The organism is Paenibacillus sp. N119s, assembly GCF_059447605.1.
This window is the reverse complement of record NZ_JCAJRU010000016.1, coordinates 1-25895: the sequence shown is the minus strand read 5'-3', so window position 1 is coordinate 25895 and position 25895 is coordinate 1. Positions and strand designations below refer to the sequence as shown.

At 44.9% G+C, this 25895-nt stretch carries 28 protein-coding genes and 1 pseudogene; 21 read left to right on the top strand and 8 right to left on the bottom strand.

Translation table 11 applies throughout. The features are described from left to right. Positions 1–114 precede the first annotated feature (114 nt). Both AC5V8P_RS04045 and AC5V8P_RS04040 read left to right on the top strand, forming a co-directional pair. Positions 115–1152, top strand: a complete 1038-nt coding sequence (locus AC5V8P_RS04045) for a LacI family DNA-binding transcriptional regulator (protein WP_063208450.1) — start codon at positions 115–117, stop codon at positions 1150–1152. A 136-nt stretch (positions 1153–1288) separates the two neighbouring features. Beyond that, a pseudogene (locus AC5V8P_RS04040) lies at positions 1289–1711 on the top strand (hypothetical protein); the annotation flags it as partial. Positions 1712–1829: 118 nt separating this feature from the next. Here AC5V8P_RS04040 and AC5V8P_RS04035 read toward each other — a convergent pair. Beyond that, positions 1830–2762, bottom strand: coding sequence for an AraC family transcriptional regulator (locus AC5V8P_RS04035; RefSeq protein WP_196771863.1), 933 nt, complete (start codon positions 2760–2762; stop codon positions 1830–1832). 278 nt (positions 2763–3040) lie between these two features. On the opposite strand from AC5V8P_RS04035, the gene AC5V8P_RS04030 reads away from it, so the two are divergent. The 3 genes from AC5V8P_RS04030 (at position 3041) to AC5V8P_RS04020 (ending at position 5532) form a co-directional block, all read left to right on the top strand. After that, a complete protein-coding gene (locus tag AC5V8P_RS04030) occupies positions 3041–3778 on the top strand; it encodes an SDR family oxidoreductase (RefSeq protein ID WP_063208452.1) in 738 nt (245 codons plus the stop codon). A 224-nt stretch (positions 3779–4002) separates the two neighbouring features. Next, the gene (locus tag AC5V8P_RS04025) at positions 4003–4281 is read left to right on the top strand and encodes an ArsR/SmtB family transcription factor (protein ID WP_063208454.1); all 279 of its coding nucleotides are present in this window, start codon (positions 4003–4005) and stop codon (positions 4279–4281) included. 78 nt (positions 4282–4359) lie between these two features. Beyond that, positions 4360–5532, top strand: a complete 1173-nt coding sequence (locus AC5V8P_RS04020) for an MFS transporter (RefSeq protein ID WP_063208456.1) — start codon at positions 4360–4362, stop codon at positions 5530–5532. A gap of 119 nt (positions 5533–5651) precedes the next feature. Here AC5V8P_RS04020 and AC5V8P_RS04015 read toward each other — a convergent pair whose 3' ends face one another. Both AC5V8P_RS04015 and AC5V8P_RS04010 read right to left on the bottom strand, forming a co-directional pair. Next, complete coding sequence (locus AC5V8P_RS04015; RefSeq protein WP_013311365.1) at positions 5652–5831, bottom strand: hypothetical protein; 180 nt, start codon at positions 5829–5831, stop codon at positions 5652–5654. Positions 5832–6274: 443 nt separating this feature from the next. Beyond that, positions 6275–7276: a chitosanase gene (locus AC5V8P_RS04010; protein WP_064796944.1), complete on the bottom strand. Its 1002-nt coding sequence runs from the start codon at positions 7274–7276 to the stop codon at positions 6275–6277. 418 nt (positions 7277–7694) lie between these two features. On the opposite strand from AC5V8P_RS04010, the gene AC5V8P_RS04005 reads away from it, so the two are divergent. From AC5V8P_RS04005 to AC5V8P_RS03995, 3 genes are all read left to right on the top strand, one after another. Beyond that, complete coding sequence (locus AC5V8P_RS04005; protein ID WP_081276814.1) at positions 7695–8261, top strand: Ada metal-binding domain-containing protein; 567 nt, start codon at positions 7695–7697, stop codon at positions 8259–8261. Positions 8262–8284: 23 nt separating this feature from the next. Then, complete coding sequence (locus AC5V8P_RS04000; RefSeq protein ID WP_063208604.1) at positions 8285–8770, top strand: methylated-DNA--[protein]-cysteine S-methyltransferase; 486 nt, start codon at positions 8285–8287, stop codon at positions 8768–8770. A 118-nt stretch (positions 8771–8888) separates the two neighbouring features. Next, positions 8889–9071 (top strand): hypothetical protein, encoded by a 183-nt coding sequence (locus tag AC5V8P_RS03995; protein WP_231116846.1) that lies wholly within the window; start codon positions 8889–8891, stop codon positions 9069–9071. A gap of 115 nt (positions 9072–9186) precedes the next feature. Here AC5V8P_RS03995 and AC5V8P_RS03990 read toward each other — a convergent pair whose 3' ends face one another. Further along, positions 9187–9744, bottom strand: a complete 558-nt coding sequence (locus AC5V8P_RS03990; protein WP_064796945.1) for a YdhK family protein — start codon at positions 9742–9744, stop codon at positions 9187–9189. Positions 9745–9815: 71 nt separating this feature from the next. Here AC5V8P_RS03990 and AC5V8P_RS03985 point away from each other — a divergent pair, with 71 nt between their 5' ends. Beyond that, on the top strand, positions 9816–9998 hold the full coding sequence (locus AC5V8P_RS03985; RefSeq protein ID WP_064796946.1) for a hypothetical protein: 183 nt from the start codon (positions 9816–9818) through the stop codon (positions 9996–9998). Between the two features lie 83 nt (positions 9999–10081). Here the strand turns inward: AC5V8P_RS03985 and AC5V8P_RS03980 are convergent, their stop codons facing one another. The 4 genes from AC5V8P_RS03980 to AC5V8P_RS03965 form a co-directional block, all read right to left on the bottom strand. Next, positions 10082–10567 (bottom strand): DUF5381 family protein, encoded by a 486-nt coding sequence (locus tag AC5V8P_RS03980; protein ID WP_064796947.1) that lies wholly within the window; start codon positions 10565–10567, stop codon positions 10082–10084. Further along, a complete protein-coding gene (locus AC5V8P_RS03975) occupies positions 10560–11396 on the bottom strand; it encodes a YfjC family protein (protein ID WP_064796948.1) in 837 nt (278 codons plus the stop codon). The genes AC5V8P_RS03980 and AC5V8P_RS03975 overlap by 8 nt, the downstream gene beginning before the upstream one ends. A 35-nt stretch (positions 11397–11431) precedes the next feature. Then, on the bottom strand, positions 11432–12517 hold the full coding sequence (locus AC5V8P_RS03970; protein ID WP_064796949.1) for a WXG100 family type VII secretion target: 1086 nt from the start codon (positions 12515–12517) through the stop codon (positions 11432–11434). Positions 12518–12790: 273 nt separating this feature from the next. Further along, positions 12791–13537 (bottom strand): MORN repeat-containing protein, encoded by a 747-nt coding sequence (locus AC5V8P_RS03965; RefSeq protein WP_064796950.1) that lies wholly within the window; start codon positions 13535–13537, stop codon positions 12791–12793. A gap of 156 nt (positions 13538–13693) precedes the next feature. On the opposite strand from AC5V8P_RS03965, the gene AC5V8P_RS03960 reads away from it, so the two are divergent. From AC5V8P_RS03960 to AC5V8P_RS03905, 12 genes are all read left to right on the top strand, one after another. Then, the gene (locus AC5V8P_RS03960) at positions 13694–14620 is read left to right on the top strand and encodes a cell division protein ZipA C-terminal FtsZ-binding domain-containing protein (protein WP_064796951.1); all 927 of its coding nucleotides are present in this window, start codon (positions 13694–13696) and stop codon (positions 14618–14620) included. Between the two features lie 20 nt (positions 14621–14640). Further along, the gene (locus AC5V8P_RS03955) at positions 14641–15342 is read left to right on the top strand and encodes a DUF1963 domain-containing protein (RefSeq protein WP_064796952.1); all 702 of its coding nucleotides are present in this window, start codon (positions 14641–14643) and stop codon (positions 15340–15342) included. 24 nt (positions 15343–15366) lie between these two features. Further along, the gene (locus AC5V8P_RS03950; protein WP_064796953.1) at positions 15367–15837 is read left to right on the top strand and encodes a DUF6097 family protein; all 471 of its coding nucleotides are present in this window, start codon (positions 15367–15369) and stop codon (positions 15835–15837) included. 52 nt (positions 15838–15889) lie between these two features. Continuing rightward, positions 15890–16360: a hypothetical protein gene (locus AC5V8P_RS03945; RefSeq protein ID WP_064796954.1), complete on the top strand. Its 471-nt coding sequence runs from the start codon at positions 15890–15892 to the stop codon at positions 16358–16360. Between the two features lie 34 nt (positions 16361–16394). After that, positions 16395–17192 (top strand): hypothetical protein, encoded by a 798-nt coding sequence (locus AC5V8P_RS03940; protein ID WP_064796955.1) that lies wholly within the window; start codon positions 16395–16397, stop codon positions 17190–17192. A 124-nt stretch (positions 17193–17316) separates the two neighbouring features. Then, positions 17317–18105 carry a YwiC-like family protein gene (locus AC5V8P_RS03935; RefSeq protein WP_064796956.1) on the top strand — a complete coding sequence of 263 codons (789 nt, stop codon included), beginning with the start codon at positions 17317–17319 and terminating at the stop codon, positions 18103–18105. Positions 18106–18120: 15 nt separating this feature from the next. Next, positions 18121–19227 carry a TIGR04053 family radical SAM/SPASM domain-containing protein gene (locus AC5V8P_RS03930; protein ID WP_064796957.1) on the top strand — a complete coding sequence of 369 codons (1107 nt, stop codon included), beginning with the start codon at positions 18121–18123 and terminating at the stop codon, positions 19225–19227. Next, positions 19220–20641 (top strand): protoporphyrinogen oxidase, encoded by a 1422-nt coding sequence (gene hemY / locus AC5V8P_RS03925; RefSeq protein ID WP_064796958.1) that lies wholly within the window; start codon positions 19220–19222, stop codon positions 20639–20641. The genes AC5V8P_RS03930 and hemY overlap by 8 nt, the downstream gene beginning before the upstream one ends. Before the next feature lie 109 nt (positions 20642–20750). Further along, positions 20751–21458 carry a DUF542 domain-containing protein gene (locus AC5V8P_RS03920; protein ID WP_064796959.1) on the top strand — a complete coding sequence of 236 codons (708 nt, stop codon included), beginning with the start codon at positions 20751–20753 and terminating at the stop codon, positions 21456–21458. A gap of 47 nt (positions 21459–21505) precedes the next feature. Then, a complete protein-coding gene (gene modA, locus AC5V8P_RS03915) occupies positions 21506–22357 on the top strand; it encodes a molybdate ABC transporter substrate-binding protein (protein WP_063208494.1) in 852 nt (283 codons plus the stop codon). Next, the gene (modB, locus tag AC5V8P_RS03910) at positions 22354–23031 is read left to right on the top strand and encodes a molybdate ABC transporter permease subunit (protein WP_064796960.1); all 678 of its coding nucleotides are present in this window, start codon (positions 22354–22356) and stop codon (positions 23029–23031) included. The genes modA and modB overlap by 4 nt, the downstream gene beginning before the upstream one ends. Positions 23032–23230: 199 nt before the next feature. Next, the coding region (locus tag AC5V8P_RS03905) for a nitrate reductase subunit alpha (protein WP_495473559.1) at positions 23231–25895 on the top strand (2665 nt) is incomplete at its 3' end.

Genomic DNA, 25895 nt, shown 5'->3' with positions numbered 1-25895 from the left:
GGCTAGAAGAAAACGAATTCAATTTTTAGAGACCCATTCTGTGGTATAATAACTATATTAGAAAGTTTATGTGCATAGAGAGAAAACGATTCCGAGCGTGAAAGGATTTTGGGTGTGTCAGAGCAAAAGAAAGTAACCATAGAGGATGTAGCCAAGCGGGCAGGGGTGGGTATTGCAACTGTCTCCAGGGCTATTAATGATAGCGAGGGTATCAGCCCCAAGACGAAGGCATTTATTTTGCAAGTAATTGAAGAAATGGGTTTTACACCCAACACCTCAGCTCAAAGTCTAAAGGTGCGGCAAACACGGCAAATTGCGCTGGCTGTACCGGATATCCGGAACGCGATCATTCCAGAGATTGCTTGGTCTGTAGAACAGGCTGCCAAGCAGCATGGTTATCGTGTCGTGCAAATTAATACGGCCGGGAATGCCAGGATGGAGCTTGAAACGGTGCGTGAGGTTAAGAAGCTGCATGTAGACGGGCTTATCATTATGCCGCTTGCATATCCTAAAATGTTAGTAGACCTGATTAATAAAGCCAGCGTTCCGGTGTCGATTATTAACTATGGCAAGAAGCTGGGTGAAGACGTCAAAGCGGATATCGTCAGTCTGGCCCGGCAAGAGGGAAGACTCGTGATGGAGCATTTGCTTAAAATCGGGAGAACAAGAATTGCTTATGCAGGCGCGGCGAAGGATAAAATCGAGGAGAGATATTTCGCTTACGAGCAGTCCCTCCAGCACGTGAACCCTTCACTCGTGTATTTTGGCGATGATTTCTCCTTCGAGACAGGACTGCGGGCAGCCGATTATTTTTATAGTTTAAAAAATATGCCAGATGCGATTTATGCAGTTAATGATATGGTGGCGATAGGAATCGTGAACCGTTTTAAGGATTTGGGTGTAAAAGTACCGCAAGAGGTTGCGGTGGTTGGTATTGATAATAATCTGTGGGCTACGGTAACGACTCCGCAGATCAGCTCAGTCTCCATCATGGGGGAAGAGGTGGCACGCTTGGCTGCGGAGCTGCTGCTTAAGCGAATTCAGGAACAGACCGTGGGAGATTATGAGCGTGTACAGTTCGAGCCTCGCCTGATTGTCAGAGAATCCAGCGTCTCTGTGATCCGTAAGCCTACGGTTGGACATGATGAGTAGAAGATAAGTCTAGCTCCAATCTCTACTCCGTTATACCCATGGATGGGTAGCTGCAGGCTAGGCGTAATGGATATGAATAGGAGAGTGGGTTCATGTCAAAAGGTAGCGTGTTCGTTTCTGGAGCTTGTACTACACCAAAGTACGTCATATTACGGACCATTTGGCAGGTATCCATTGGGGGAAGATGAACGAAATTAGTGAACACCAAAGCATGGAAATCATTGAATATCTCTATAAACAGCGCGCTTTGGTTCCTTCGGAAAGCTTCCCGAATGTGATCAAGGGCACTGCTGGCTTGGACGGAGCGCTGACTGAAAGCTATGATGCACTTATGGGAGATTTGTTTACAAGGGACAAAACTACGATGATCCGAGCATTGGCAAATATGGACAAAACCAACCGTGTACATGGTATAGGTGGCATCGGGTATGCTCTCAGCTATAGAGACTCCAAGGAAGTCAAGAAAGAGATTCAGCAATGGCAGGCAGGACAGCAGCTTACTCCGGCAGAGAAGGATGTTATTCGTGCCCTGTTCGCCAAGCTCGATGATCCGTATTGATGCTGAAAAAGTGACCTTGTGCATTGCATAGCAGATATAAATCAACAGCCGCTTCTCTACTGGAGGAGCGGCTGTTTTGTGCGGTTTGAATACATGTCCTTATAAATTGGGGTTAGTACTAATAGGACCAGTGACCTTGATCTCTACGCAAGCGCTTGATGTCACTAATGGGAGGCAGACCGAACAAGCGGGCGTATTCACGACTGAATTGTGAAGGACTCTCATAACCTACCTGAAAACCGATATCTGCTGCATCCGCTGATGCAGATAACAGTAGACGACGGGCCTCTTGTAGACGTAATTGTTTTTGATATTGCATGGGGCTCATAGCCGTAACCTCTTTAAAATGACGATGTAGCGACGAAGGACTCATATTAGCCAGCTGGGACAATTCTTCAATTCGCAACGGCTTATCATAATCCTGTTTAATCCGCTGTATGACTTCTGTAATGCGGTTGGAATGGCTGCCGGTCATGACCAGTTGTTTTAAGGATTCCCCCTGATTCCCCTGTAAAATCCTATACAGTATCTCACGAATGACTAACGGAGCCAGCACTGTAACGTCCTGCGGATTTTCCAAAAGACGCACGAGCCTTACCACGGCATCCAGCAGCGGGAGATTGGTTTGGTTTACATACAAGCCACGTCTGGAACCCGTGCTTGGGTTTGCGGAGCAAGCAGGTTCGTTGATCAGATCCAAAACCTGATGTGGATCAAAATTGAGTCGAAGACACAAATAAGGAGCTTCAGCAGATGCTTGTATGACCTGCCCGGAAATGGGTAGATCCACCGATACCACGAGGTAGTCGGATATGCCGTAATGGTAACTTTCCTCTGCGAGCATCACGACTTTTTTTCCCTGTGCCACAATACATAAGGCGGGTTCATGGACTTGGTAAATCGGAACGGTTGTATTTGAACTTCGGATGAAGTAAAGCGAAGATATGTCTGTAGCATGAACTCCGTCCTGACTTGAAAATCGTTCTATGAGCCTTGCCAATTCGGCTTGTTTTTCTGTAGTAGAATGCTCAATTTCGGTCGCTTTCACCATGTCTCTCCCTTCTTCACCATATGCTAATCATCACTTTTTTAATAGCTAATGACACTCTAAGACGGGCTTTGTTTTTGGGTATGAATTTGAATTCATATTAATTGTCTTTGGAGGATTAGGCAATAATTTGCTCTGATTTTTCTACCAGTGTGATGGGCATTCCTCTCATAATAAGATGCAGGTACAACACCTCATGAGCAATGGAGAAAAAATTAGAAGTGCAAAGAAATATAGAGTCATCTGCTTCAGTGATATTTTGAACTAGAGGAGGAACAAGCATGTTGAATATTAAAGGAAAAGTCGTAGCAATTACAGGAGCAAGCAGTGGAATCGGTGAGGCTACTGCCCGTTTACTTGCTCATCATGGGGCTCATGTGGTATTAGGGGCCAGACGTACGGAACGATTGGAAGCGCTGACTTCGGAGATTCGTTCAAAAGGTGGAACGGCAGATTATCAGCAACTGGATGTAACGAAGAGGGATCAGATGGACACGTTCATCAAATTTGCGGAAAAAAGATTCGGGCGTGTGGATGTAATCTTGAACAATGCGGGAGTGATGCCTCTTTCGAAATTGGAAGCCCTGAAGGTAGAAGAGTGGGATCGCATGATTGATGTAAATATACGGGGTGTTCTGCATGGAATTGCGGCAGGTCTTCCCATTATGAAAAAGCAAGGCTTTGGTCAGTTTATCAATATTGCCTCTATCGGCGCGTATAGTGTAACACCGACTGCAGCAGTATACTGCGCAACGAAGTATGCGGTTCGGGCGATTTCTGAGGGTTTGCGCATGGAGGTTGGAGGAGATATTCGTGTAACACTGGTATCACCAGGAGTAACCGAATCCGAGCTTGCCGACAGTATTTCAGATGAAGAGGCTCGGCAGGGAATGATAGAATACCGACGTATTTCGATTTCACCGGATGCGATCGCTCGTTCCATTCTATATGCCATGGAGCAGCCAGCAGATGTAGATGTGAATGAAATCATTGTCAGACCCACGGCAAGTCCGAACTAACCTCATGCAATGAAATCCGTGATTTTATTCTTTGCCTCTAGAAACATTTTCCCCATCCTGTAAGGATGGGGTTTATTTATGAGATGAAAAAGAGGATCACGTGTACAGCAGAGTAGAAGGAAATGTGATTTTAAAATAAGCGAGTTTACTTTTACTAAAGTTTGTGTTAAGTTAATTTCGACAAACATCGAAATTAAGACTGGAACTGAAGGGGGACGAACAGGGTGAAAGAGACAACAGAGATGCAGCAAGCTGTAAAAATATATAAAGCACTTGGAGAACCAACTCGTCTCAAGATAGCACTTCTGCTAAAAGAGGAAAGTGGTCAATGCTGCTCTGTGCTGGGCGAGAAGCTGAACAGTGTGGCGATTTCAACGCTATCACACCATTTGAAGCAAATGGCAGAATCGGGACTGCTCACATACCGCAAAGAAGGAACGTTTATTTATTACAGCTTGGATGTGGAAGCAGCACAGAAATATGCCCCGTTCCTGTTGACATAATTTTTTTTAGTATTAATTTCGATATTTGTAAAAATACAAAAATATAAAAATACTGAAAGAAAAGAGGCGTTTTTTTAAATGCAGAGCACGTGGAAGGTATACATTTTGGCCATTGTCAGTTTTTTGGTAGGCACATCTGAGTACATTATCTCAGGTATTTTGGATCGGATTGCAACAACCATGGGGATTACGGTGCCCGCAGCGGGGCAGCTGATTACTGTCTTTTCTCTTGCTTACGCGATTGGCACGCCGATTCTGATGGCAGTAACCGCTAAATGGGACAGACGCAAGCTGCTTTTGAGTTCCCTCGGATTATTTGCAGTAGCCAATGTGCTCTCTTTTGCTCTGCCAGGTTTTGGAATGTTTATTGCTGCCCGTATTCTGATGGCCCTCGGGGCGGGGATGGTCGTGGTTACTGCACTGAGCATTGCTGCAAAAATAGCCCCAGCCGGCAAGCAAGCTAGTTCTATTGCTACAGTCACTATGGGTTTTACAGCCTCGCTGATTATCGGGGTGCCGCTTGGGAGAATGATCTCTTCTGCATTTGGTTGGAAAACCGTATTTCTTGGTATCGCATTGACAGGAATTATTGCCCTAATTGTTATTGCAATGACGCTTCCCCGCTTGAAAGGAGATCAACCTGTACCCTTACTACAGCAGTTTGCTCTTCTGAAAAAGCCTGAAGTTGCTTTGGGATTAGGCATCACCTTCTTTTGGGTAGGAGGTTATTCACTCGCGTATACTTACATCTCACCGTACTTGTTGAATGTATCAGGTGTAGGAGAGGATATGCTAAGCTCAGTATTACTTGTTTTCGGGATCGCCAGCCTGATCGGGTCAAAAATCGGTGGATACAGCGCGGATAAAAAGGGTATACCCTTTACATTATTAGGAGGTATGATATTGCACGGTATTTCGTTACTCTTAATTCCTTTTGCCGCGCATTCCCTGATTACATTATTTGCTTTATTGATCCTATGGTCGTTCGCAGCCTGGACAACGGGACCTACTCAACAATATAACTTGGTCACTCTTGTACCGGAATCTTCAGGTGTAATGCTGAGTCTCAACCAGTCTACTATGCAGCTTGCTATGGCAGCCGGGGCCGGAATTGGCGGTGTAGTTGTTGGTCAGGTTTCCCTGGCCTCCATCACCTGGTTTGGAGCAGCCGGAGTCGGTATCGCTATTGTGGCTACGTATTTACTTATACGAAGATTCTCAGTTCAATCGCAAGTAGGTGTTACGGAGTAAAGTGTATAGCTAAGTGAAGAGGAGGCCCAGTGATGAAGGTGACATTGCGGCCTCCTTTGATCTGAAAGAGCAATCATATGCTCGTTTGAGTTCTTCGAAGTGCTGCTGTTATATCTCTACTAGGATTTAAACTTCCGTGCTATAAGCTTCTTATTCTTTTGCCGCCAAATCCATCTTTCGATAAAGTTTTTTTCTTTTCTTTCCTGAAGCGTTTCCTTCATCCCCTTAATCAGAAATTCGGATCTTCGCTTATCGTTTCTGCTAATTTCACGTAGTTCCTCAATAAACTTATCGTCCATGTCTGCATCTCCGTTAGTTCAGGATTTTCCAAATTACTAAGCTAAATTATACAGAACATATGTTCCTTTTTCAAGTTTACGTTTCTTTTTTACCAGCAGCAACGCTACACTTGTACTCTTTACCGGCACGCGGTTTAGAGGTAACTTTCGTGTGTATAAAGGCAACCACAGCATCGCCGACCTGGATGATCTGATTCGCGGGAATGATGTGGGTGCCTGTCGGCTATCGAATCATCTAACAGACTCCATTCGACACAATAAACATTTTACAAGACTGCTTCAGGGGCTTGCAACTTTCGGCTTCCGGAGCAGTCTTTCTATTTGTACACACGCACAATAGAACGATGATAAGAACTGTACGGAAGAATGAATGGTATTTTATTTTCATAAAAATAAAATAAGGAGGGCATTCAATATGCTCTCCTTATTACGTATATGATGATTTACTTCATTTCCCAATTCGTTACTTTGATTATGGCTGCATCTGCATTCTTAAGATCTGTTTCGCCAGAAGCTAAAAGAGAACTCCATTGTTTCACCCGATTCTTACCATTAGGAGGTTGGTTGTAGTCGTTGGTATCGACAACCAGTGTACGTTTAGCATAGAAGTTGGTCATGAACGTCTTTTCATTCGTGCTATTGCCAGAACGTGAGAGGACGCCTTCAAGGCTACCGTAATCACCCGTAGCGCCTTGATTGAGTGCTGTGTCGACAAATGATCCAATCGTCAAAGCAGTATTAAATCCGCGTTTTTGGGCTTGCTGCACACTATATTCGATATAGGTGTCATAAAACGTACGCCACATGGCCTCTCTCCAAGCTTCATTATTTTGGAGAGCCTTGATCTTCTTTTTGATTACACTATCGGTATCGCTAAGTTTTAGAATCGAGCCACTCATTTTTCCCTTCAGTCCAGCACGTGCTAGTCCACCTACAATAGAAGGATTGCTAGCTCCACTAGCAGCATCAAAAGCTTTGAATAAGGCGGGGCCATCTGGTCCCGTATCATTGGAACCGCCTGTTGTTGCTCCGAAAATACCAATGGTATATCCACGATCATCGCCAATATCTTCAGCATAGCCATAGAACTCAGTCCATTTTAAAGAATCCTGCTCTGGCTTGTTCACTAGCTTCATAATATTATCCCATTGCTCACCATCGAGTCCTGTATTGTCCTTCAGAAACTGAAGTGTTGAAGGGGAGAAATTAGCATCATGATCAATAGCTGTAACCGCTGTTTGGCTAGTAGTATCCTCGCTGGTGGTAGGGATTTGCTGTATATTTGCTTCAGTTGTTTCCTGTAATGGTGTTCCGTTCTCTTCAGCAAGAGCCTTGGCAGGCGAGGGGCCGCACAAGCTAGAGAATGAGGCGATTACAGAAAAGCTTAGCAATATCATAAAAAACTTCGTTTTATGGGAGATGAGTTTATTGCTGATTTTAAACATATAGCTCCTCCTTAATAATGTAATTGTGAAAGTCTAAAAGAAATGTTACAACTAGAAAAAGTGAAGTGATGCTGTATCAGTAGTAAGTAGCAACACCAACTACACTTTTAAACCTCAGCGTAGATTAGCATCTAACTCGAATTGATTTAGTAAGATTATAGATAAGAAACATAGGATAGAACAGCGCTTGAATAACCATATTTATTCCAACTTTGTGAGTTGCAATTAGATACATAGGCCCAAATCTTCTGTTTTTTAATTAGATTAACACAGATCATAAACGCAAGAATGAGGACGAAACCAATACAGCCTCTTGTTAGAATGAGATATATCACCAAATACATCACATTTATATGAGGATTTTGCAAAATCTTGAACTAGATGAGTATGAACTAAAGAAAGGATGGAATGTTCGATCATGGCTCACCTTAGTCTTTCCTTTGAAGAAATGTGGGAAAAAATTATAGCATGTGATCGTAAATATGACGGGTTGTTTTTTACCGCTGTAAAAACAATCCGCATATATTGCCGACCTTCCTGTCGATCCCGAAAGCCGAAAAAAATCAATGTCGAGTTTTACTTGGATGTAAACACCGTGGAAAAAGCAGGTTTTCGCGCTTGCAAAAGATGCCAGCCTCATACAGAACATTCGCCGTATATCAGGCTTGTCCAGAAGGTAGTTGCTTTTTTAATCAATCATTATAAAGAAAAACTAGTATTACAGGATATTGCGGACTATGTTGGAATAAGCCCTTTTTATTTGGATCGGATTTTTAAACAGGAAACCTCTGAAACCCCGCGTACGTATTTGGAAAAAATAAGAGTAGATAAGGCAGCTTACCTTCTTAAAAGTACAGATCTTACGAATCTTGAAATTTGCTATGAGACCGGCTTCCAAAGCCCCTCTAATTTTTATAAGTCGTTTCGCAGCTTGAACCAATGTTCTCCTAGTGAGTATAGAAAGTTGCACAAGAATAGGAATTAGAAATGGAAGGTGAGTATCCTTTGATGAGCAAGTTATATGCATTGAGTTATGTATCGCCGATTGGAGAGATAGAGATACAGGGCACCCATGAGGCGGTCTATTCTATTATGTTCTCTAATCGGAATGAGCCTTCAACGAGGGTTATAGAAGAGGCTCCAGTCCAAGTATTAAAGGAATGCGCCAGCCAGCTTGACGAGTATTTTAAAGGCGAGCGCTTTGAGTTTTCGTTTCCTTATGCTTATGAAGGTACAGACTTCCAGCAAAAAGTATGGAATGCGCTGGTGAACGTGGGTTATGGTAAAACGACAGCTTATAAAGATATTGCTCTTGCTATTGGAAATGAAAAAGCGATCCGAGCCGTTGGCAGTGCGAATGGAAAAAATAAGCTGAGCATTGTGATTCCATGTCACCGAATTATTGGGTCCAACCAGAAACTAACTGGCTATGCAGGGGGCCTATGGAGAAAAGAATGGTTGCTCCAGCACGAGAAGCGTTGTCTGGGATCATAAGGAGGGTTCATGGATGAGAGAGATATATTTGAAAGAGTTTAAACCGGAAAGCTGGGCCCACATGGTCCAGATCTATCAGGAGTGATATGATCAGGTAGATCCGGCGATAAGGGCAAAGGTGGCCCAAAGTCATATTCCAAAGGAGATTCAGATTGTGCTGCTGCCTGACATGGGCGAATATTTGCTGACTTGGATGGATCTGGAGGTCCCCGCACTTGGTCTCGAAACCCCGTCGGATTATTTAAAAAGCGAAGAAGGGATTAAGGCACTGAAGGCAGCCATTCTGCGTATGCCGCGTTAAATCAACTGACTCCAAGGAAATAAATATGAACACGTAGAACCCCCAATCCATCCGTACAAAGGGAGCCATTGCCGGCTCCCTTTGGTGGTCATAAGCAACCAGTGATACAAGAGTTTTAATTGGCTGAAAGCTCACTCTCCGTCACCCATTTATGATTCTTGACCGGCTCTCCTCCTGTAGTCGGCGTGTAATCTACCATATATACGGTCGTTGGTTCGGCGGAATCTATGGTAGCCTTAGCCCCATCCATCCCCTTCATATGATCTGCCGCCAGGATAACTTCCGTTCCCGGTGTATAGGGCTCGCTGCCTGCATCCTTAATCTCTTCATGAATAACCCACTTATGATTAGTCACTTTTTCTCCTCCAGTTGTTGGAGTATATGAGACCGTATAAGCAGTAGTCGTATAAGCACCCACGATCGTGGCCTTAGCGCCGTTCATGCCTGGCATATGGTCAGCTCGGATAATCGCTTGGCTGCCAACTTTGAAGGCTGGATGTTCAGCTTCTTGTAGTCCGGCAGGAAGCTCACTGGAAGTGGAGTGGTTCATTTCCGATGTATCGTGCTGTTGACCACTGTTTGTCGTATGCTCCTGGTTCGGCGTGTTACTGTTTCCGCACCCGCTCAAAATAATCATGACTGCACCAGCAAGCAAAGCCCATTGTTTTCTCATATTCAATAGCTCCTTTAAGATTGTATTTTCATTTCAATTATACCCCATAGGGGTATTTGCGAAACGGAAATATGTCACAAACCTGGAAATCCGGTCAGCTGATGCCGAAGGGACCTACATCGACTACCTTTGCAAACTTTTTATTGGACGAGGCGCATGTTGCGGTTGCTATTGGTGAAGGCTTTTTGAGTATAGGCGTTATGGAGCCATGGAAGAAGGAATCACAGGTTAAAGAGCGCAAATCGAAGGGATAAAGATGACCCGGAATGCGAATGGGATTTTTTATACGGGTCATCCTCAGGGCAAGGAAATTGTGTGGCTGCAACCATGGCAATGTTCAGGAACGTTTGGTTTTCGGCTTGCCATACTGATTAATGAGACTTCGAAGTTGTTTGTTTGTCTGATTCAGCTCCATATCGTTTAACACATAATCGGTGCTCACTTCCCAGGTGCTGCGATCATTCAAGTGAAAAATAAAGGCGGGGAAGCGAGGACGCAGCCATTTGCGAATGGACGCTCCCTCGAATTCGACTTTAGTGATTGCAGACCACGGAACAGTTCGGACACCATCGGAAATACTATGTTCGTCAAAGATGAACAGGAAGGTATTCTTGCGAAGTGTTCTGCTCAAACAAACTACCAAATAACTTCCGAAAAAAGGGATTCCGACCATAGCGGACGTAATAAAGAAAAAGATTTGCAGAGCAGAGATATCTTCGTCGATAAAAATGAGCAGCAGCAGAAACAGACAAATCAGCACAAACATCAAGCTACCCAAAGCTTTCCAAAGTGCCAAAGATCTGCGGTATACAATTTTATCCACGGAATACCGCCTCGTCGGGTACAAACGCCTGAATGAAGTGAGTGATCCGTTCTCTCCAGTCAGCTTCGGTCACACTTTCAATGCGCAGACGTGGGGTGGCCTGCATATCCAGTTCTGTATTTCTTACAACCCACACATGATTCGTTCCTGTAAGAACGAATAGCAGATTTGTAACGGAAGGCCCCTCTTTATCTGTATCTGTGTATACCATCTGGCTCAAATTATCCAGGCTGTAGTGATTACGATTAAAATCCTCTCGCCAGTCTTGTATCATTTGTTGATCCGACGCTTGAAGCTTCCATGTTGCCAATTGCTGCATTGTGAAGTTGGATGAGGTCAGCTCATTCCACTGCTCTTCTGTCAAATCGACGTATTGGTTGTGGGCATTGAAGCTGGAAGCCGACAGACCAAACAATTGATCAATGTCGTGATACCAGTCTTCTGGGGAAGACCAGCGAAAGAAATGGAGTTCATTGTGGCTGGAAAAATGATATAGAAAACGTTCGTTTCCATGGTGTATCGTTAATGTATTTTGCTTGTCCTGCTGCTCTTTGTATCCACGCAGCATCTGACGGCTTTGTGCCAGATGAGCCAGCATATCAACAATGAATTCATCAAATTCAAGTTGCTGTTGTCCGTCATCCCGCTGTTCCATCAAACCCTTGGATATCAGGCTATGTGTTGCAGCATGAAAAAGCAGTTCCCAGCGATCTTCAGTCAGTTCCCCGTAATAAGATTGGAGCAGACCAGAAGCCATATCTTCTGCGCCCAGTGCGGTCAAGGCAAAGCCCAGTTCCTCAAGCGTTAAAATTACCGTTTGTTTATCCATAGTCAGGCTCCTTCTCCATCTGTTAGGTGTGTATATCATTTAAATAACTTGCTGGCCCAGCGTATCCCTTTTTCGGCGAATTTGGCGACTTTTCCACCTGCCCAGCTCCCCACTGTACCGCCAACGTATGCACCGACGGCTGCACCAACCGGACCGCCAATGGCACCGCCTATGGACCCCAAAACAACTGCACCGCCATATGTCGCGGCAGTTTTAATCGCTACGTTAGAAGCGGATACAGCCACATCCGTTCCGGTAAGCGTCCCGCTTTTCCATTTTCCAGCCAGGTTGATTCCCTCGCCTACAATATTCATGGTGGCATTAATAGGGTATAGTTTTTTGGCGATCATGCCGGGAATTTGGCGTGTAGCTATGCCGTAACGGCCTTTTTCTACCCCAGCGATGACGTTCCGTGTCCACTGAGGAAAGCTATTGGCTTTGTTAAATCCAAGGCCGAGCTTACCCATTTGTAGCTTCCCAGCTAAACGATCAAAGCCTTTCAAGCCCTTCATCACAATACCTGGTTTAGCGAATTGGCGGTTTATGCTTTTGCCCAAATTACGCATAAAAGCATTGTTACCCTTGCCTTTCACCCAAGCCGCATTATGTATAACCGCCCGAGTGGGATTTTTCAGGCTTTTCTTGAATTCTACTGTTTTGGTGAGTACAAGTGTGGAAGCCAGACCGCTATAAATCGCTGTTCCGGCAAAGCCAAGTTGCCCCCGCCACTTGTTGGCCTCTGACAGGCTGTTAATGGCTATATCTGCTGGATCTTTTCCTTTTTTTCCGGAAGTTGTTCCTTCACTGCTCTTCATCTGTCCGCTCTGATCGCCTTGGTTAATCCCCGTGTCTGCTTGGGCATCTGTTTCCTTGAATTTTACTGCAATCGAACGCAGCTCTGCGCTGACAGAACCAACCGTTTGAGTGAAAGCGTCCATTTGTCCACGTGCTTTATGAAAATCCTGATAAAAGCGCTGCTGTGTCGTTCCTGCCCAGCTATTTTCTAGCATTTGGATCTGCTGTGACAGTTGTCCGCAAATTTGTGCCCCCAGCTCACGTGCCTGTGCGAACTGCCTGGAAACCGCCTCTAGTTTCTCAGGAGGAACCATAATTTTAGGCATGATGTCCACCTCGGATGATTAAAATAATTACTTAATATTTTAGTGATTCTAGCGTTAGTTAGCAAAAAAAGGAGGGGGTTTATGCAAAAAATAAGTCATTTGTATGAGTTCATGAGAGTATATCAGGGAGAATAGTAGGAGTTGTTATGATCCGAAGTTCTTACTTGTTTTCGATAATGAAAAAGAAAAAGCCTCTCTTTCTTGTAGATATTCCCATAAGAAAGAGAGGGCTTTTTGCGTAGAGGCTAATTATAAATTGTGCGGCATTCTAGCTTATTTCAGAGGGACCTGCTTGGACAGTTTTTCAAACTGCTGCAAGTGAGGGGTGACCTTGGCGGTAATCCCCTTGAGATATTTGATGGCCGCTTGTCGTTGACGTTCTTTGGCAGCAATTTCTTCAGGGAAAATGGAATATTTCTTTTGGACGGAGCCATTTTTATAATTTACGGAGAAAAGTTCTCCTTGCTGCCATCTTTGGACCAGATCACGATTAGTGTGCAAAATAGCTAGCACTTCATTTCCATTTTTATAAGTAAAGCTATAGTCCGGGTCGGCTACAGCATGGATCACTTGGTAGCCGTTCTGTAATCCATTGTTCTGAAAAGTACCTGCTTGGATCTCATTCGAACGTATCGTTCCGTCCATTTGTGTCACCTTTTCAGTCTGCGTACCCTTGCCGCTCATCGTGTCCTTGCTCCATGTTCCGTTGTATACGACTTTATGATGTTGTCCATCTGCATCTGTATATTGATTTATATATTTTCCAGTTCCTGAGCGTTTTCCATTCACAAAATCGCCCGAATACTGCTTGTATTCGCTCCATTTGATCGTACCACGTCCGTGCGGCTGACCATTCACAACCTCTCCGAAGTAAGTCGTCTGTCCGGATAGCTGAAGCAATTCCTTGGTTGCAGCGGCATTGGCCGCAGGTATACTTACAGACAGCGCTCCAGAAATCAGCGATGCCGACACGATAATAGGCAGGGACAGAGCTTTTCCTTTTTGCCACAGTTTTTGCATCATGCGTTTCTCCTTTCGAAGCTTTGAGTTCTACGAGTCATGTTCAACAACCCAGCACTTTTAACCTATTTTGTGCTTGGTGGTTTATAGTTTAATATATATTGAGAGTTATAGGAAACTGTAAAGTAAAAAACAGGTAATAAGGAGGAGTATGTTTTGAATTTGCCTGAGTATGGGAGTGAGGACGTATCGAGCATTCTTGCCATAGAGTTGGATCATGCGCCTAGAAAGATGATAAAAGGAATCCATGAAGTGGAGCCTGATTCTAATATCTACTGGCTGATAGATGTGGAATTCTGTGATTTTACGTTGTCAGATGAAGACATTTTGCAATTGCTCAAAGGATATATCGTATACGGGCATGTTCAAGATTTGCAGATATGGACTAGCGTCGGGCGTAGACTAGAAGGCGAATGCTGTTATGATAAAATATGTATTTGTGTGGATGTATTCAATAATGTAGAGATGCAGATTTGTTTGGAAGAAGCCAAGGTTGCTGATTTTATGAACACACTACCGGCGCGATTTCAGGAGAAGGGGACCATTCGTGTGCTTCCTCGGGAGGATGCTGCCCATGCACGTGCAAAAGCGGAAAAACTTCAAGCATTTACAGATCAGGAAGATGAGTGGGAACACACTGTCATGCTTAGACTGGTAGCGGATCAAGGTCAATCTTACCGTGGAGCGGACATTTGGGATGTCATGCTGAGCCTTGGAATGGAGTGGGGAGATATGGATATTTTCCATGCACACCATCACGGCCCGGGAGGCAATGATGAACTATTTAGCGTACATACGGGAACAGAGCCTGGATTTTTTTGGCTGAGTACACTTGCAGAGGATCAGTTTGCAGATTTGATTTTCAGTATGGATGTGGTAAGAACAGTGCAGCCGCAAGTTGTGTTTGAGGCGATGTGGAAAAGTGCCGAATATGCATGCGCTAGACTCGGCGGAACATTAGTCAATGAACAGGATCTGCCAGCTGTACCGGAAGATTATCTTCGTCAAATTCAAGAGATGGAAGACCGATTAAGTGAGTTTGGATTTAAAGCAGGCTCGTATGCTGTTGCGTTTCTACTCTAGCCTAGAAAGGGGTGATTTCGTTGTCCAGCAACTCTATCGAGAAGCTAAGAACGATTCTAAAGCGTAAAGCTACTATTTTTCATACAGGGGGCCACAGACCGTTAGATTCCCTGGAACAGAGCTGGATTGGCAGAGTTACAGTGGCTTTGCCGGCGGAAGAACAACCCATTGATGTACAGGGGAATGCTATGGCTCCGATCATGCAATTGTATTTGCCTGCTATGCCTTTTGTTCCTCAAGCTATGTGTGATGTCAAGCTGTTGACGGTCTTCCTGTCTCCCGATGTACTGGATCATGAGGACATGGAAGGATATATGTGTATTCGTGAGTATACGTCGGTAGAGGATTTGGTTGAAAAAGATTTTGGTCCAGCATTCATGCACATCAAGGCATTCCCGTTATTCCCTGAGCTCCTAGAGAATGACTATCCCGTTTGGGACGGGGAAGACATCCCTGAGGAGTATGGTGATGCCATCAACAACATGGATGAAGAGGAACCCGACTATTTTGAGGACATTGTAGAGGGAATCCATGTGGTTCACAAAATCGGTGGCTATCCCAGCTTTATTCAATCAGGCATCGACTTTGGCGAAGGCTGTGAATTTGTGTTTCAGATTGCGTCAGATGTCAAAGCTGGATTGAACATTGTCGACGGGGGCTGCTTTTATTTTGCCAAGCATCAGAATGAAGGGGCCTGGCGAGGTTACTTTGATTTTTACTAAATATTGAAATGAGGTAAAAAAGATATGAACGTTTTAGGTCAGTTAGGATCTGCCATCCAGAACAGTCTATTTATTCAATCCGAACTGAAGAAAGCACATGCTTTGATTCAGAAGCACGACCTGCCAGTAGAACAGGTGGAGGATGATTTTCACCAGCAGATCATCTTGCTGGAGCAATATGCCGGCACTCGTATTTTTCAACAAGGGCTTGCCAGATACAAAGTAATTAATGCAATGCTTTTGATTATATCTGTGATTATATTGCTGGCAGCAGGCATCGTTGCGGCGGTGGAATATTTGCAGCCGGAGCGAGATCTGCTGCAAGTGTTGGCGAATGCCATGTTCGACCACTGGGTTCCCTCTATTACCATACTTAGCGTTGTATTTGTGGGTGTGATCGTTCTTGCCATCGTGAGAAATATTTATGCCGGACGTTTACATACACGTGTGCTGGATCGGGCCTGGCAGGCCATTTTCCACCATGTGGACAAATAAGGACAAAGAGTAGCCGTAGAAGATCGTCATATCAGCTTAGGGAGTGGCAGCAATGAATGACTGGGAATCGGGAATCATCCAGGTCAATGATGAACACGCGATTGATTCTTCTTTAACAGAAGAGCAGTTGTTAGAGACTGCTTTCTATTTGAACTATTTTCATTCTGTAAGAAAGCTGGAAAATGGGTACATTTGGTATCATTTTGATCAGGTTCCTTTGCTGGATCGGCTTTTTTTTGTGTCTGTATGCTTTAAGGATACAAGCCTAATGGTTGTGGAGATTTCACTTCAGGGCAATGAATTTCCAACTTCATGGGATAATTGGTCTGAAGAAGGGGAGCGAAAGCGGCAAAGGGAGCATGATCGTTTGTTAGAGCGGCATTTGTCCATAAAGCCAAGCTACCGACAAACCAAGCCCTATCCTTACAAGGAATATAAACTAATCTGGGGAAAAATCTGCTCCTATTTTGATCCCCGATCTGGAAATACGGCGATTGCTTTTAAGTATAAAAATGAATGTTGAAGGTGAGAGTGTCAGATGAGTAAGGAGAAGTGTGATGGATAAAAAAGCCAAGAAAATACTCATGAACACTTTCTGGTCGTCCAATGGCTGGAAGCAGGAACGGGGACCCTTTTCGGGTGAGGATTATGAATACGCCAAAAGTAAGGGCTTGATGTTCGATCCGATCACCATTACACATGATGAGATGATAAAAAGGTTACATGAGCTGCACCAGCAAAAGGCTACAAAAGAGCGAGTGGCCGCAGCGTTTTTGCACAGTCTTTCCACGAAAAAAGTCCATTTGCGAAGCGCCTTATCGAGCTGGGCATTAACCGCACAACTGCCTTTGCACACCTATAGTGAACGGCCTGTCGTCTTGCCCAATTACAGTAGCTGTGGGGATTGTAATTTTCATAAACTAATGTCTGATAAGGAATACATCAATGCGGATTTGAATGTACTGAATTTTGAACGAATCAAATGGGGGGGTATTCGGCTGAATCATCTTCTTTATTGTTGGATGGACCTTGAATTGTTTAGCCAAGAAGAGGAGATTCAGGTTTCTGATGAGGATCTGGCTATCCTTCGCAATATGCTGGAAGCTGTTCAGGCCTGTGAGGCTCAGAACGGTCCACGACAATTGGAGAAGCGCTGGAAAGATGTGCTCCCATCCAGCAAAAATGAACGCGATGTGGCTATGGAAGTGTGGGGGTATGCGGGATTGCTGGTACCGCGGGACACACCTCGTAGACGCCGTGGCGGTAATGATGATTTTTATTCCGTAGCAAGTTGGCAAGGAGATGACGGATACTCCCAGGAAGTGCTGGACGATTACTTTGGTATGTTTTTATAAAGAAAGTGAAGGTTCATCTTCAGGTTAGGCTATTCCCCCAAACAAAAAAGGGAACTCCCTGATTGGTTCAATTGGACAGAATACTTAGAATTAAAGTAGGGTGAAAAATTGAATTTTTGGGGGAATGGATGATGAGTCGATTAACCGAAGCTATAAAGGTGTTAAACATTGTGAAAAAAGGATCAAGACGTTGAAAGGGATCAGTAGATACATTCCCAATCAGCATGGAGCCTGGGCAATGCTCATTCTTCCATTTTTGTTTGGCTTAGCTGCTTCTCCAAAACAATTCATTCATATCCCTCTATTCGTATGCTGGTTTTTTATCTATTTATTTAGTTTTCCTGTTCTCCAATGGATCAAAACAGGAAACAGTAAAAGATACCGTAAACCTGTTTTTATATACGGAGCAATACTCCTTCCTCTTTTAGCTTCTCTAGTATGGGTTAGACCTGCGTTGATCTGGTACGGAGTTCTGCTCCTATTCTTTTTTATGGCTAATATGTATTACGCCAAAATCAAGAATGAGCGTGCTCTGTTAAATGACATTACCGCGATTTTGCTCTTCTGCTCTTTTATATATCCTGTTGTTCATATTGGAGAAGGCGGAGATTGGATGCTGACTACAGAGCTGTTTTTGCTATTGGTGTGTTATTTCATAGGAACGGCTCTTTATGTTAAAACGATCATCCGTGAAAGAAAAAATCCACGTTACTATTATGCGTCTATTATCTATCATCTGATCATTGTGCTGTTTGCCGCCTGGATCAAGGTGTTTTTGATTATTCCATTTTTAATTTTGTTCATACGAGCTATATGGCTTCCTAAATTCGAGTTAAAGGCAAAACATGTAGGCATGGCTGAAATTGGATTTTCATTGATGCTCTATGTATCTGTGCTGTTTTTATATTTTTAAAAAGGAGAGACATCAATGATATCTTTGCAAACGCCACGAGATTATCGTGTAGACCCGTTTATTGTCATTTGGGAGGTAACGAGAGCTTGCGCATTAAAATGCCTTCACTGCAGAGCGGAAGCCCAATATAAGCCTGACCCTCGTCAGCTGACATTGGAAGAGGGCAAAAAGCTGCTCGATCAAATCGCTGAAATGAATCATCCGCTGGTGGTTTTCACAGGTGGAGATCCGTTAGCGCGTCCCGACTTGTTTGAGCTGGCTCAATATGCCATTGAGGAGAAAAAGCTGTCGGTTTCCATGACTCCCAGTGCGACCCCGAAAGTGACACGAGCAGCAGTCGAAAAAGCAAAGCAGGTTGGCTTATCACGATGGGCTTTTAGCCTCGATGGTTCATGTGCGGACATTCACGATCATTTTCGTGGGACCGTGGGTTCTTACAATACGACTATGCGGGGAATTGGCTATTTGAAGGAATTGAACATTCCTATCCAAGTGAACACAACGGTGTCCCGATACAATCTTCATGACTTGGAGAAAATCGCAGAGAAGGTCAAGGAAATGCAGGCGGTGTTATGGAGCTTGTTTTTTCTCGTTCCAACCGGACGTGGTATGGAAAAAGATATGATTACTCCTGATGAGCATGAGGCGGTAATGAAGTGGTTGTATCAGATACAGCAACAGATGCCCTACGGTGTAAAGGCTACCGAAGCACCTCACTATCGAAGGGTTGTCCTACAGGAAAAGCATAAAGCAGGACAGCATAACGCAACGTCCGAACAAAAAAGGGTAGATGTTCTGGGTCGCGCTCCCCAAGGCGTAAATGATGGAGATGGATTTGTTTTTATCAGTCATATCGGCGAGGTGTACCCAAGTGGCTTCCTACCGCTGTCATGCGGGAATGTACGGAATGACAGTTTGGCCCATATTTATCGGCACTCTCCGATTATGAATAATCTTCGAGATAAATCTCTGCTTAAAGGCAAATGTGGAGTCTGCGAATTTAATACAATCTGTGGAGGCTCCAGAGCAAGGGCTTTTGCCATCACCGGAGATTACTTGGAGAGCGACCCTTATTGTGCATATATGCCCGGAGTGGGAAGGGAAGTGTGTGCTCATGAATAAAAATGCTAAAAAAGTTGTGATCCTTGGTGGAGGAATAAGCGGTTTAAGTGCCGCTTTTTATGTGAAAAAGCTGGCGGAGGACAGACAGCTTGAAGTGGAGATTACGTTAGTGGAGAAAAGCGACCGTCTGGGAGGAAAACTGCAAACGATACGCCAAAACCATTTTATGATCGAAAAAGGACCGGATGCTTTTCTGGCCAGAAAGACGGCTATATTGGATCTGACTATGGAGTTGGGACTGGAAGCCGATTTGGTATCAACAAACCCGAAGGCCAAGTCAGCCTCCATTTTGCATAAAGGCAAGCTGCATACGATGCCGATGGGCTTTATTTTAGGTATTCCAACAAAGCTAACTCCCTTCATTCGTACAGGGTTAATTTCTCCGCTGGGAAAAGCGCGCGCAGCCCTGGATTTGATCCTTCCAGCTAAGAAAGGCGATATGGATGAATCTCTGGGAGATTTTATCAAGCGGCGTCTTGGCGAAGAAGTGTTGAACCAGATTACAGAACCCTTGCTATCTGGTATTTATGCTGGCGATACGTATTCTCTTAGCCTCAAGTCAACCTTCCCTCAATTTAAGCAGATGGAACAAAAGCATAGAAGTCTGATTATAGGTATGGCTAAAGGAGCCGGGAGAAAGTCGGGTATATCTAGCAAATACCCGGAAATTGCCAAGAAGAGCATGTTTCTTTCCTATCGGCAAGGATTATCCACCATCGTGGAGCGGTTAAAGGAAAAGCTTGACACCGTTCAATTTGTGATGGGACAGCGTGCCTCTGAAGTGAGAAAAGAGGACGCTTATCAGGTAATCCTGGATAATGGCCAAATGTTAGAGGCAGATGCAGTGATTTGCGCTGTTCCAGCCTTTGAGGCGGCTACATTGTTTTCCGATATCGAAAGTGTGAGCTGGCTCCATCAGATCAATTACGTTTCGGTAGCGAATATTTCCTTGGCTTATAAAAATTCAGACCTTCGCTTGGCCTATGAGGGAACTGGATTTCTCGTTCCCCGCAAAGAAGGAAAAATGATTACGGCCTGTACTTGGTCATCGACAAAGTGGAGCCATACCGCACCTGAAGGCTATACACTCTTACGGACTTACATTGGTCATGCAGGTGCACAGGAGTGGGTTCAGATGACAGACGAGGAACTGGTGGAAGCTGCCCGCAAAGACCTGAAAGATTTAATGGGGATCGAGGCTCAACCTGAAATGACTGAGGTCAGTCGGTGTATTCAATCGATGCCGCAATATCCGATTGGGCACAAAGAGCATATGACGAAGGTAAGACACGATTTGTCCCGGTATTTTCCGAATGTTTTTCTGTGTGGCGCTGGTTATGGAGGCGTTGGCATTCCGGACTGTATCGCTCAAGGCAAAGAAGCAGCTGAACAGCTGGTCGCAGGTTTTTTATAAGCAGGCTGTTTCCATGAGTGAAAAAGGGAACACCCTTATTGGCTCAGTCTTGAGAGAAACATAGAATGAGAATTAAGTATAAAAATGAAGTAAGATGGGGGAATGAAAAATGAGCCAGCTAACGGTGGAAACATGGGTAGCGGACATAGTGAAAGAAGTGCCCAAAACTAGTGACTTGTTCCGTAAACTACGGATTGACTTCTGCTGTGGCGGGAAAATACCGCTCCGCGAAGCAGCAGAGAGCCGAGGTCTTCATGCTGATGAACTGCTGGAGCGGGTGCATGAAGTGGAGGAAAGCCAGGCACAGCATAAGCAAATGCAGCCTTCCTCGCTGGAACCCAAAGAACTGATCGCCTATATTCAGGATGAGTATCACACAAAATTATGTGAAGAACTAGCGGCGCTCACACCGTATATTACCAAACTAACGCGGGTCCATGGCGAACGTTATTCGCACCTAAAGCGAGTGAATGAACTTTATACCTTGCTTAAGCAGAAGCTATCGGCACATATTCAATTCAAGGAAAACCTTCTGTTTCCGTTGATTCAAGCGTTTCTTCAAGACTCGGCATTTGAACGTGTGGATGCACTTCATTTTCATTTGTCCGAGTTGCAGGGTGAGCATCAAGCGGTTGTGGATTTATTGCAGGAGCTGCGCTTGATTACCAATGGTTTTGAGCCGCTACAGGAAGCGTGTGGTACACACCGACTTGTATTGAAGCGTTTGGAGGACCTGGAAGCGGACATTTATAATCATATTCTGCTTGAGAATTGTACGTTGGTTGAACGCACCAAACAGGCACAACTTCATTCATAATGGAACCTATCCCTTATGATAGGCAGAACGTAAGGAGCCGATCCAACATGAAGAAAATTATTAAACAAAGTCAGGTCTTCTTTTTTATTTTTGCCATTGTGTTAGTACTTGCAGGATGCGGCGCGGGGCAACAACCAGCTTCAGGTGGAAATAGCACGACTCAAAACGAGGTCTCCAGCCAGGAATCATCGAAAAAGGCTGAAACTGTTGAACTGACCATTTCCGCAGCTGCGAGCTTAACAGATGCACTCAAAGAAATCCAGCCGTTGTACGAATCATCCCATAAAGGTATTAAATTGAATTTCAACTTTGGTGGTTCCGGTGCATTGGAAAAGCAGATTGAGCAAGGGGCACCATCGGACTTGTTTTTGTCTGCTTCAAAGAAAAACATGAAGTCGCTCGTAGATCAGCAGTTAATCGATAGCAATCAACAAAAAACATGGCTGACGAACGAGCTGGTAGCGGTGATCCCTGCAGATGGGACGATGAGCATCACGAATATCAAGGATCTAACGAAAAACGAAGTGAAAAAGGTAGCAATCGGTATTCCTGAAAGTGTTCCTGCAGGCAAATATGCACAGGAAGCACTGACAAACGTAAAGCTTTGGGATGTGCTGCAGGACAAGCTCGTTCAGGCGAAAGATGTTAGACAAGTGCTGCAATACGTAGAAACAGGTAACGCTGATGTGGGGTTTGTGTATAAGACAGATGCGTTAACTTCGCAAAAGGCGAAAATTGCCTTTGAGGTCGATCCTAAAACCTATTCTACGGTTGAGTATCCTATCGGCATTGTCAAAGCTTCCAAGCATATTCAAGAAGCCGAAAACTTTTATGAATACCTTCAATCGCAAGAATCTTTGAATATTATGGCTAAGTATGGATTTACCATACCGAAGTGAGTATGCAAGCTATAGATTGGAACGAATATTGGCCTCCAATCCGATTATCGCTGCAGGTTGCGCTGTTATCCAGTATTTTGGTGATCCTATTAGGTTTGTTTTCGGCATGGTCCATGTCGCGGTTAGGATTATTCAAAGGGAAAACTCTCGTTGAAACCGTGCTTATGCTGCCTCTGGTGCTCCCGCCGACTGTAGTTGGGTTTCTACTGTTAATCTTACTCGGACGAAAAAGTTGGTTTGGACAGTTGATGGAGCAATGGTTTGGCGAGCCTATTATTTTCTCATGGTGGGCTGGGGTTGTGGCAGCGGTAGTTGTGGCTTTTCCTCTCGTCTACCGGACACTGAGAATGGGATTCGCTTCAGTGGACCGGGATTTGGAGAGCGCAGGGCGCTCGATGGGTGCAAATGAATGGCAGGTCTTCCGTTATATCACCTTTCCGTTGATCTTCCCTGCTTTTAAAGCGGCCTTTATGCTCGGTTTTGCCCGTGGACTGGGCGAATTCGGTGCTACGCTGATGATTGCTGGGAATATTCCGGGTAAAACACAAACGATCCCGACTGCCATCTATATTGCAGTGGATGCTGGTCATCTTCCCATGGCCTGGGCCTGGACATGTTCTATTATACTGATTTCCTTTATGATGCTCCTGTTAACAGGCCAAAAGAACAATTAATCTATTCATACAAGCTTCCCTCTGAACAGAGGGGGCTTTTTTTGTATGATTCCATAGAACGAGGGATTTTCTATAACGCTATAGGACATTCCCTAATGGGAACAGAGATGAATGAATTTCATAATGAGAGTAAGCGAATGGATCTTTCCCATGGGCTTGCGACGGACTGATTCATTCTGAAAAGGAGCGTTGATCACCGATGAAAAAGAAATACAGTCTCAACTTCTTCAAACCAATCGAGAGCTATTCCGGAAATTGGTCAATCCTTGAAGAAAAAAATAGAGAATGGGAAAACGTGTACCGCCAGCGTTGGTCTCACGACAAAGTGATTCGCACGACGCATGGTGTTAACTGTACTGGCTCCTGTAGCTGGAAGGTTTTTGTAAAGAACGGCATCATCACTTGGGAAAATCAGCAAATTGATTATCCTTCCTGCGGTCCGGACATGCCGGAATTTGAGCCGCGTGGATGCCCGCGTGGAGCTTCATTTTCCTGGTATGAATACAGCCCGTTACGTGTGAAATACCCATATATGCGCGGTAAGCTATTGCGACTCTGGCAAGCTGCTCTCAAGGAGCATAGCAATCCAGTAGACGCATGGGCCAGCATTGTGGAAGATCCGGAGAAAGCCAAGCTCTACAAATCGGCTCGCGGCAAAGGCGGGCATGTTCGTGTGGCTTGGGATGATGTTCTGCAGCTGATTTCGGCGCAATTAATTTACACAATCCGTAAGTACGGTCCTGACCGGATTGCAGGTTTCACCCCTATTCCGGCGATGTCAATGATTAGCTACGCCTCGGGAGCTCGGTTCATTTCTCTGCTTGGTGGGGAGATGTTGAGCTTTTACGATTGGTATGCCGATCTTCCGCCTGCTTCTCCTCAAATTTGGGGTGAGCAAACGGACGTACCTGAATCCTCAGATTGGTACAACGCAGGTTATCTGATCATGTGGGGATCGAATGTACCACTTACCCGGACGCCAGATGCTCACTTTATGACGGAAGTACGCTATAAAGGAACCAAGGTTGTATCCGTGGCTCCGGATTTGGCGGAAAATGTGAAGTTCGCTGACAACTGGCTTGCACCCAATCCAGGTACAGACGCCGCTGTGGCACAGGCGATGACGCATGTCATTCTGGATGAGTTCTATCAGGAACGCCAGGAACCCATGTTCATTAACTATGCCAAGCAATATACAGATATGCCATTCATGATTCTGCTTGATCCCCATGAAGGAGCCTGGAAAGGCGGACGTTTTCTGCGGGCCAGCGATCTGGGGGATGCTTCACAGCATGCAGACTGGAAACCGGTCATATTCGATGAAGTAGCAGGGGAAATGATGGTTCCGAACGGTACCATGGGACAGCGCTGGGAGCAGGATAAGAAATGGAATCTGATCTTGGAGCGGGAAGACGGAACAAAGGTTGAGCCTGCGCTCACGGTGGTAGGTCATGACGAGCAATGGGAAGAAATCGTATTCCCTTATTTTGATAACGCAGGTAACGGAACGTTCAAACGTGTCATTCCGGCGAAAAAAGTACGTCTGGCTGATGGCTCAGAGCGTTTCGTAGCCACCGTATATGACTTGATGATGAGTCAGTATGGTGTGGCTCGCAATGATAGCCCTCATAATGCAAAGGATTATTATGATGCAGCTTGTCATTATACGCCTGCCTGGCAGGAAAAGATCACGGGAGTCAAGGCATCAGTTGTCGTGCAAGTTGCTCGCGAATTTGCTCAGAACGCCATCGATACCCAAGGACGTTCCATGATCATTATGGGGGCGGGGATCAATCACTGGTTCAACAGTGACACCATTTATCGCTCCATCTTGAACCTGGTCGTGCTGACTGCTTCCCAAGGTGTTAACGGCGGAGGCTGGGCGCATTATGTAGGTCAAGAAAAGTGCCGTCCTATTGAAGGTTGGTCAACGATTGCCTTTGCCAAAGACTGGCAGGGACCGGCTCGATTGCAAAATGCTACTTCATTCTTCTATTTCGCAACAGAACAGTGGCGTTATGAAGAAAGTGGCACAGACACATTGAAATCACCGACTGCGGGAGATGTCAGTTACCAACATCCGGCGGACTACAATGTGCTCGCTGCCCGGTTGGGTTGGATGCCTTCTTATCCGCAGTTTAATAAAAACAGCTTGCTATTTGCTGAAGAAGCAGCGCAATTAGGCAAGAAGTCAAACGAGGAAATCATTAACCACACTGTGGAAGAGATTAAATCGCGTAAGACCCGTTTCGCTATTGAAGACCCAGGGGCAGCAGAGAACTTCCCGCGTTCACTCTTTATTTGGCGGTCCAACCTCATTTCCAGCTCGGCCAAGGGACAGGAATATTTCATGAAGCATTTGCTCGGAGCTTCCGACGCGTTGCTGGCCCAGCCGAATGAAGATCAGAAGCCAGAGGAAATCATTTGGCGGGAAGATGTGGAAGGAAAGCTTGATTTGATGGTCGCACTTGATTTCCGGATGACTACAACGCCATTGTACGCGGATGTCGTACTTCCGGCGGCAACCTGGTATGAGAAAACGGATTTGTCCTCGACAGACATGCATCCGTTCGTGCATCCATTTAATCCTGCGGTTAACCCACTTTGGGAATCCCGCTCAGATTGGGATATTTACCGTCAGCTATCCGAAACCTTCTCGAACATGGCCAAAGTACATCTGCCAGGAATATATAAAGACCTTGTAACTGCACCGCTTGGACATGATTCTATAGGCGAAATTTCGCAGCCGATGGGTCTTGTCAAGGATTGGACGAAGGGTGAGGTCGCTGCTGTGCCGGGTAAAACTATGCCTAATTTCAGCATCGTAGAACGCGATTACACGAAAATCTACGATAAGTATGTCT

Coding starts and splice junctions, on each gene's coding strand:
- AC5V8P_RS04035 (WP_196771863.1), bottom strand. CDS start 2,762: ATGGTGAAAGCGACCGAAATTGAGCATTCTACTACAGAAAAACAAGCC.
- AC5V8P_RS04030 (WP_063208452.1), top strand. CDS start 3,041: ATGTTGAATATTAAAGGAAAAGTCGTAGCAATTACAGGAGCAAGCAGT.
- AC5V8P_RS04020 (WP_063208456.1), top strand. CDS start 4,360: ATGCAGAGCACGTGGAAGGTATACATTTTGGCCATTGTCAGTTTTTTG.
- AC5V8P_RS04015 (WP_013311365.1), bottom strand. CDS start 5,831: ATGGACGATAAGTTTATTGAGGAACTACGTGAAATTAGCAGAAACGAT.
- AC5V8P_RS04010 (WP_064796944.1), bottom strand. CDS start 7,276: ATGTTTAAAATCAGCAATAAACTCATCTCCCATAAAACGAAGTTTTTT.
- AC5V8P_RS04005 (WP_081276814.1), top strand. CDS start 7,695: ATGGCTCACCTTAGTCTTTCCTTTGAAGAAATGTGGGAAAAAATTATA.
- AC5V8P_RS04000 (WP_063208604.1), top strand. CDS start 8,285: ATGAGCAAGTTATATGCATTGAGTTATGTATCGCCGATTGGAGAGATA.
- AC5V8P_RS03990 (WP_064796945.1), bottom strand. CDS start 9,744: ATGAGAAAACAATGGGCTTTGCTTGCTGGTGCAGTCATGATTATTTTG.
- AC5V8P_RS03985 (WP_064796946.1), top strand. CDS start 9,816: ATGTCACAAACCTGGAAATCCGGTCAGCTGATGCCGAAGGGACCTACA.
- AC5V8P_RS03975 (WP_064796948.1), bottom strand. CDS start 11,396: ATGGATAAACAAACGGTAATTTTAACGCTTGAGGAACTGGGCTTTGCC.
- AC5V8P_RS03970 (WP_064796949.1), bottom strand. CDS start 12,517: ATGCCTAAAATTATGGTTCCTCCTGAGAAACTAGAGGCGGTTTCCAGG.
- AC5V8P_RS03965 (WP_064796950.1), bottom strand. CDS start 13,537: ATGCAAAAACTGTGGCAAAAAGGAAAAGCTCTGTCCCTGCCTATTATC.
- AC5V8P_RS03950 (WP_064796953.1), top strand. CDS start 15,367: ATGAACGTTTTAGGTCAGTTAGGATCTGCCATCCAGAACAGTCTATTT.
- AC5V8P_RS03945 (WP_064796954.1), top strand. CDS start 15,890: ATGAATGACTGGGAATCGGGAATCATCCAGGTCAATGATGAACACGCG.
- AC5V8P_RS03940 (WP_064796955.1), top strand. CDS start 16,395: ATGGATAAAAAAGCCAAGAAAATACTCATGAACACTTTCTGGTCGTCC.
- AC5V8P_RS03935 (WP_064796956.1), top strand. CDS start 17,317: ATGGATGATGAGTCGATTAACCGAAGCTATAAAGGTGTTAAACATTGT.
- AC5V8P_RS03930 (WP_064796957.1), top strand. CDS start 18,121: ATGATATCTTTGCAAACGCCACGAGATTATCGTGTAGACCCGTTTATT.
- hemY (WP_064796958.1), top strand. CDS start 19,220: ATGAATAAAAATGCTAAAAAAGTTGTGATCCTTGGTGGAGGAATAAGC.
- AC5V8P_RS03920 (WP_064796959.1), top strand. CDS start 20,751: ATGAGCCAGCTAACGGTGGAAACATGGGTAGCGGACATAGTGAAAGAA.
- modA (WP_063208494.1), top strand. CDS start 21,506: ATGAAGAAAATTATTAAACAAAGTCAGGTCTTCTTTTTTATTTTTGCC.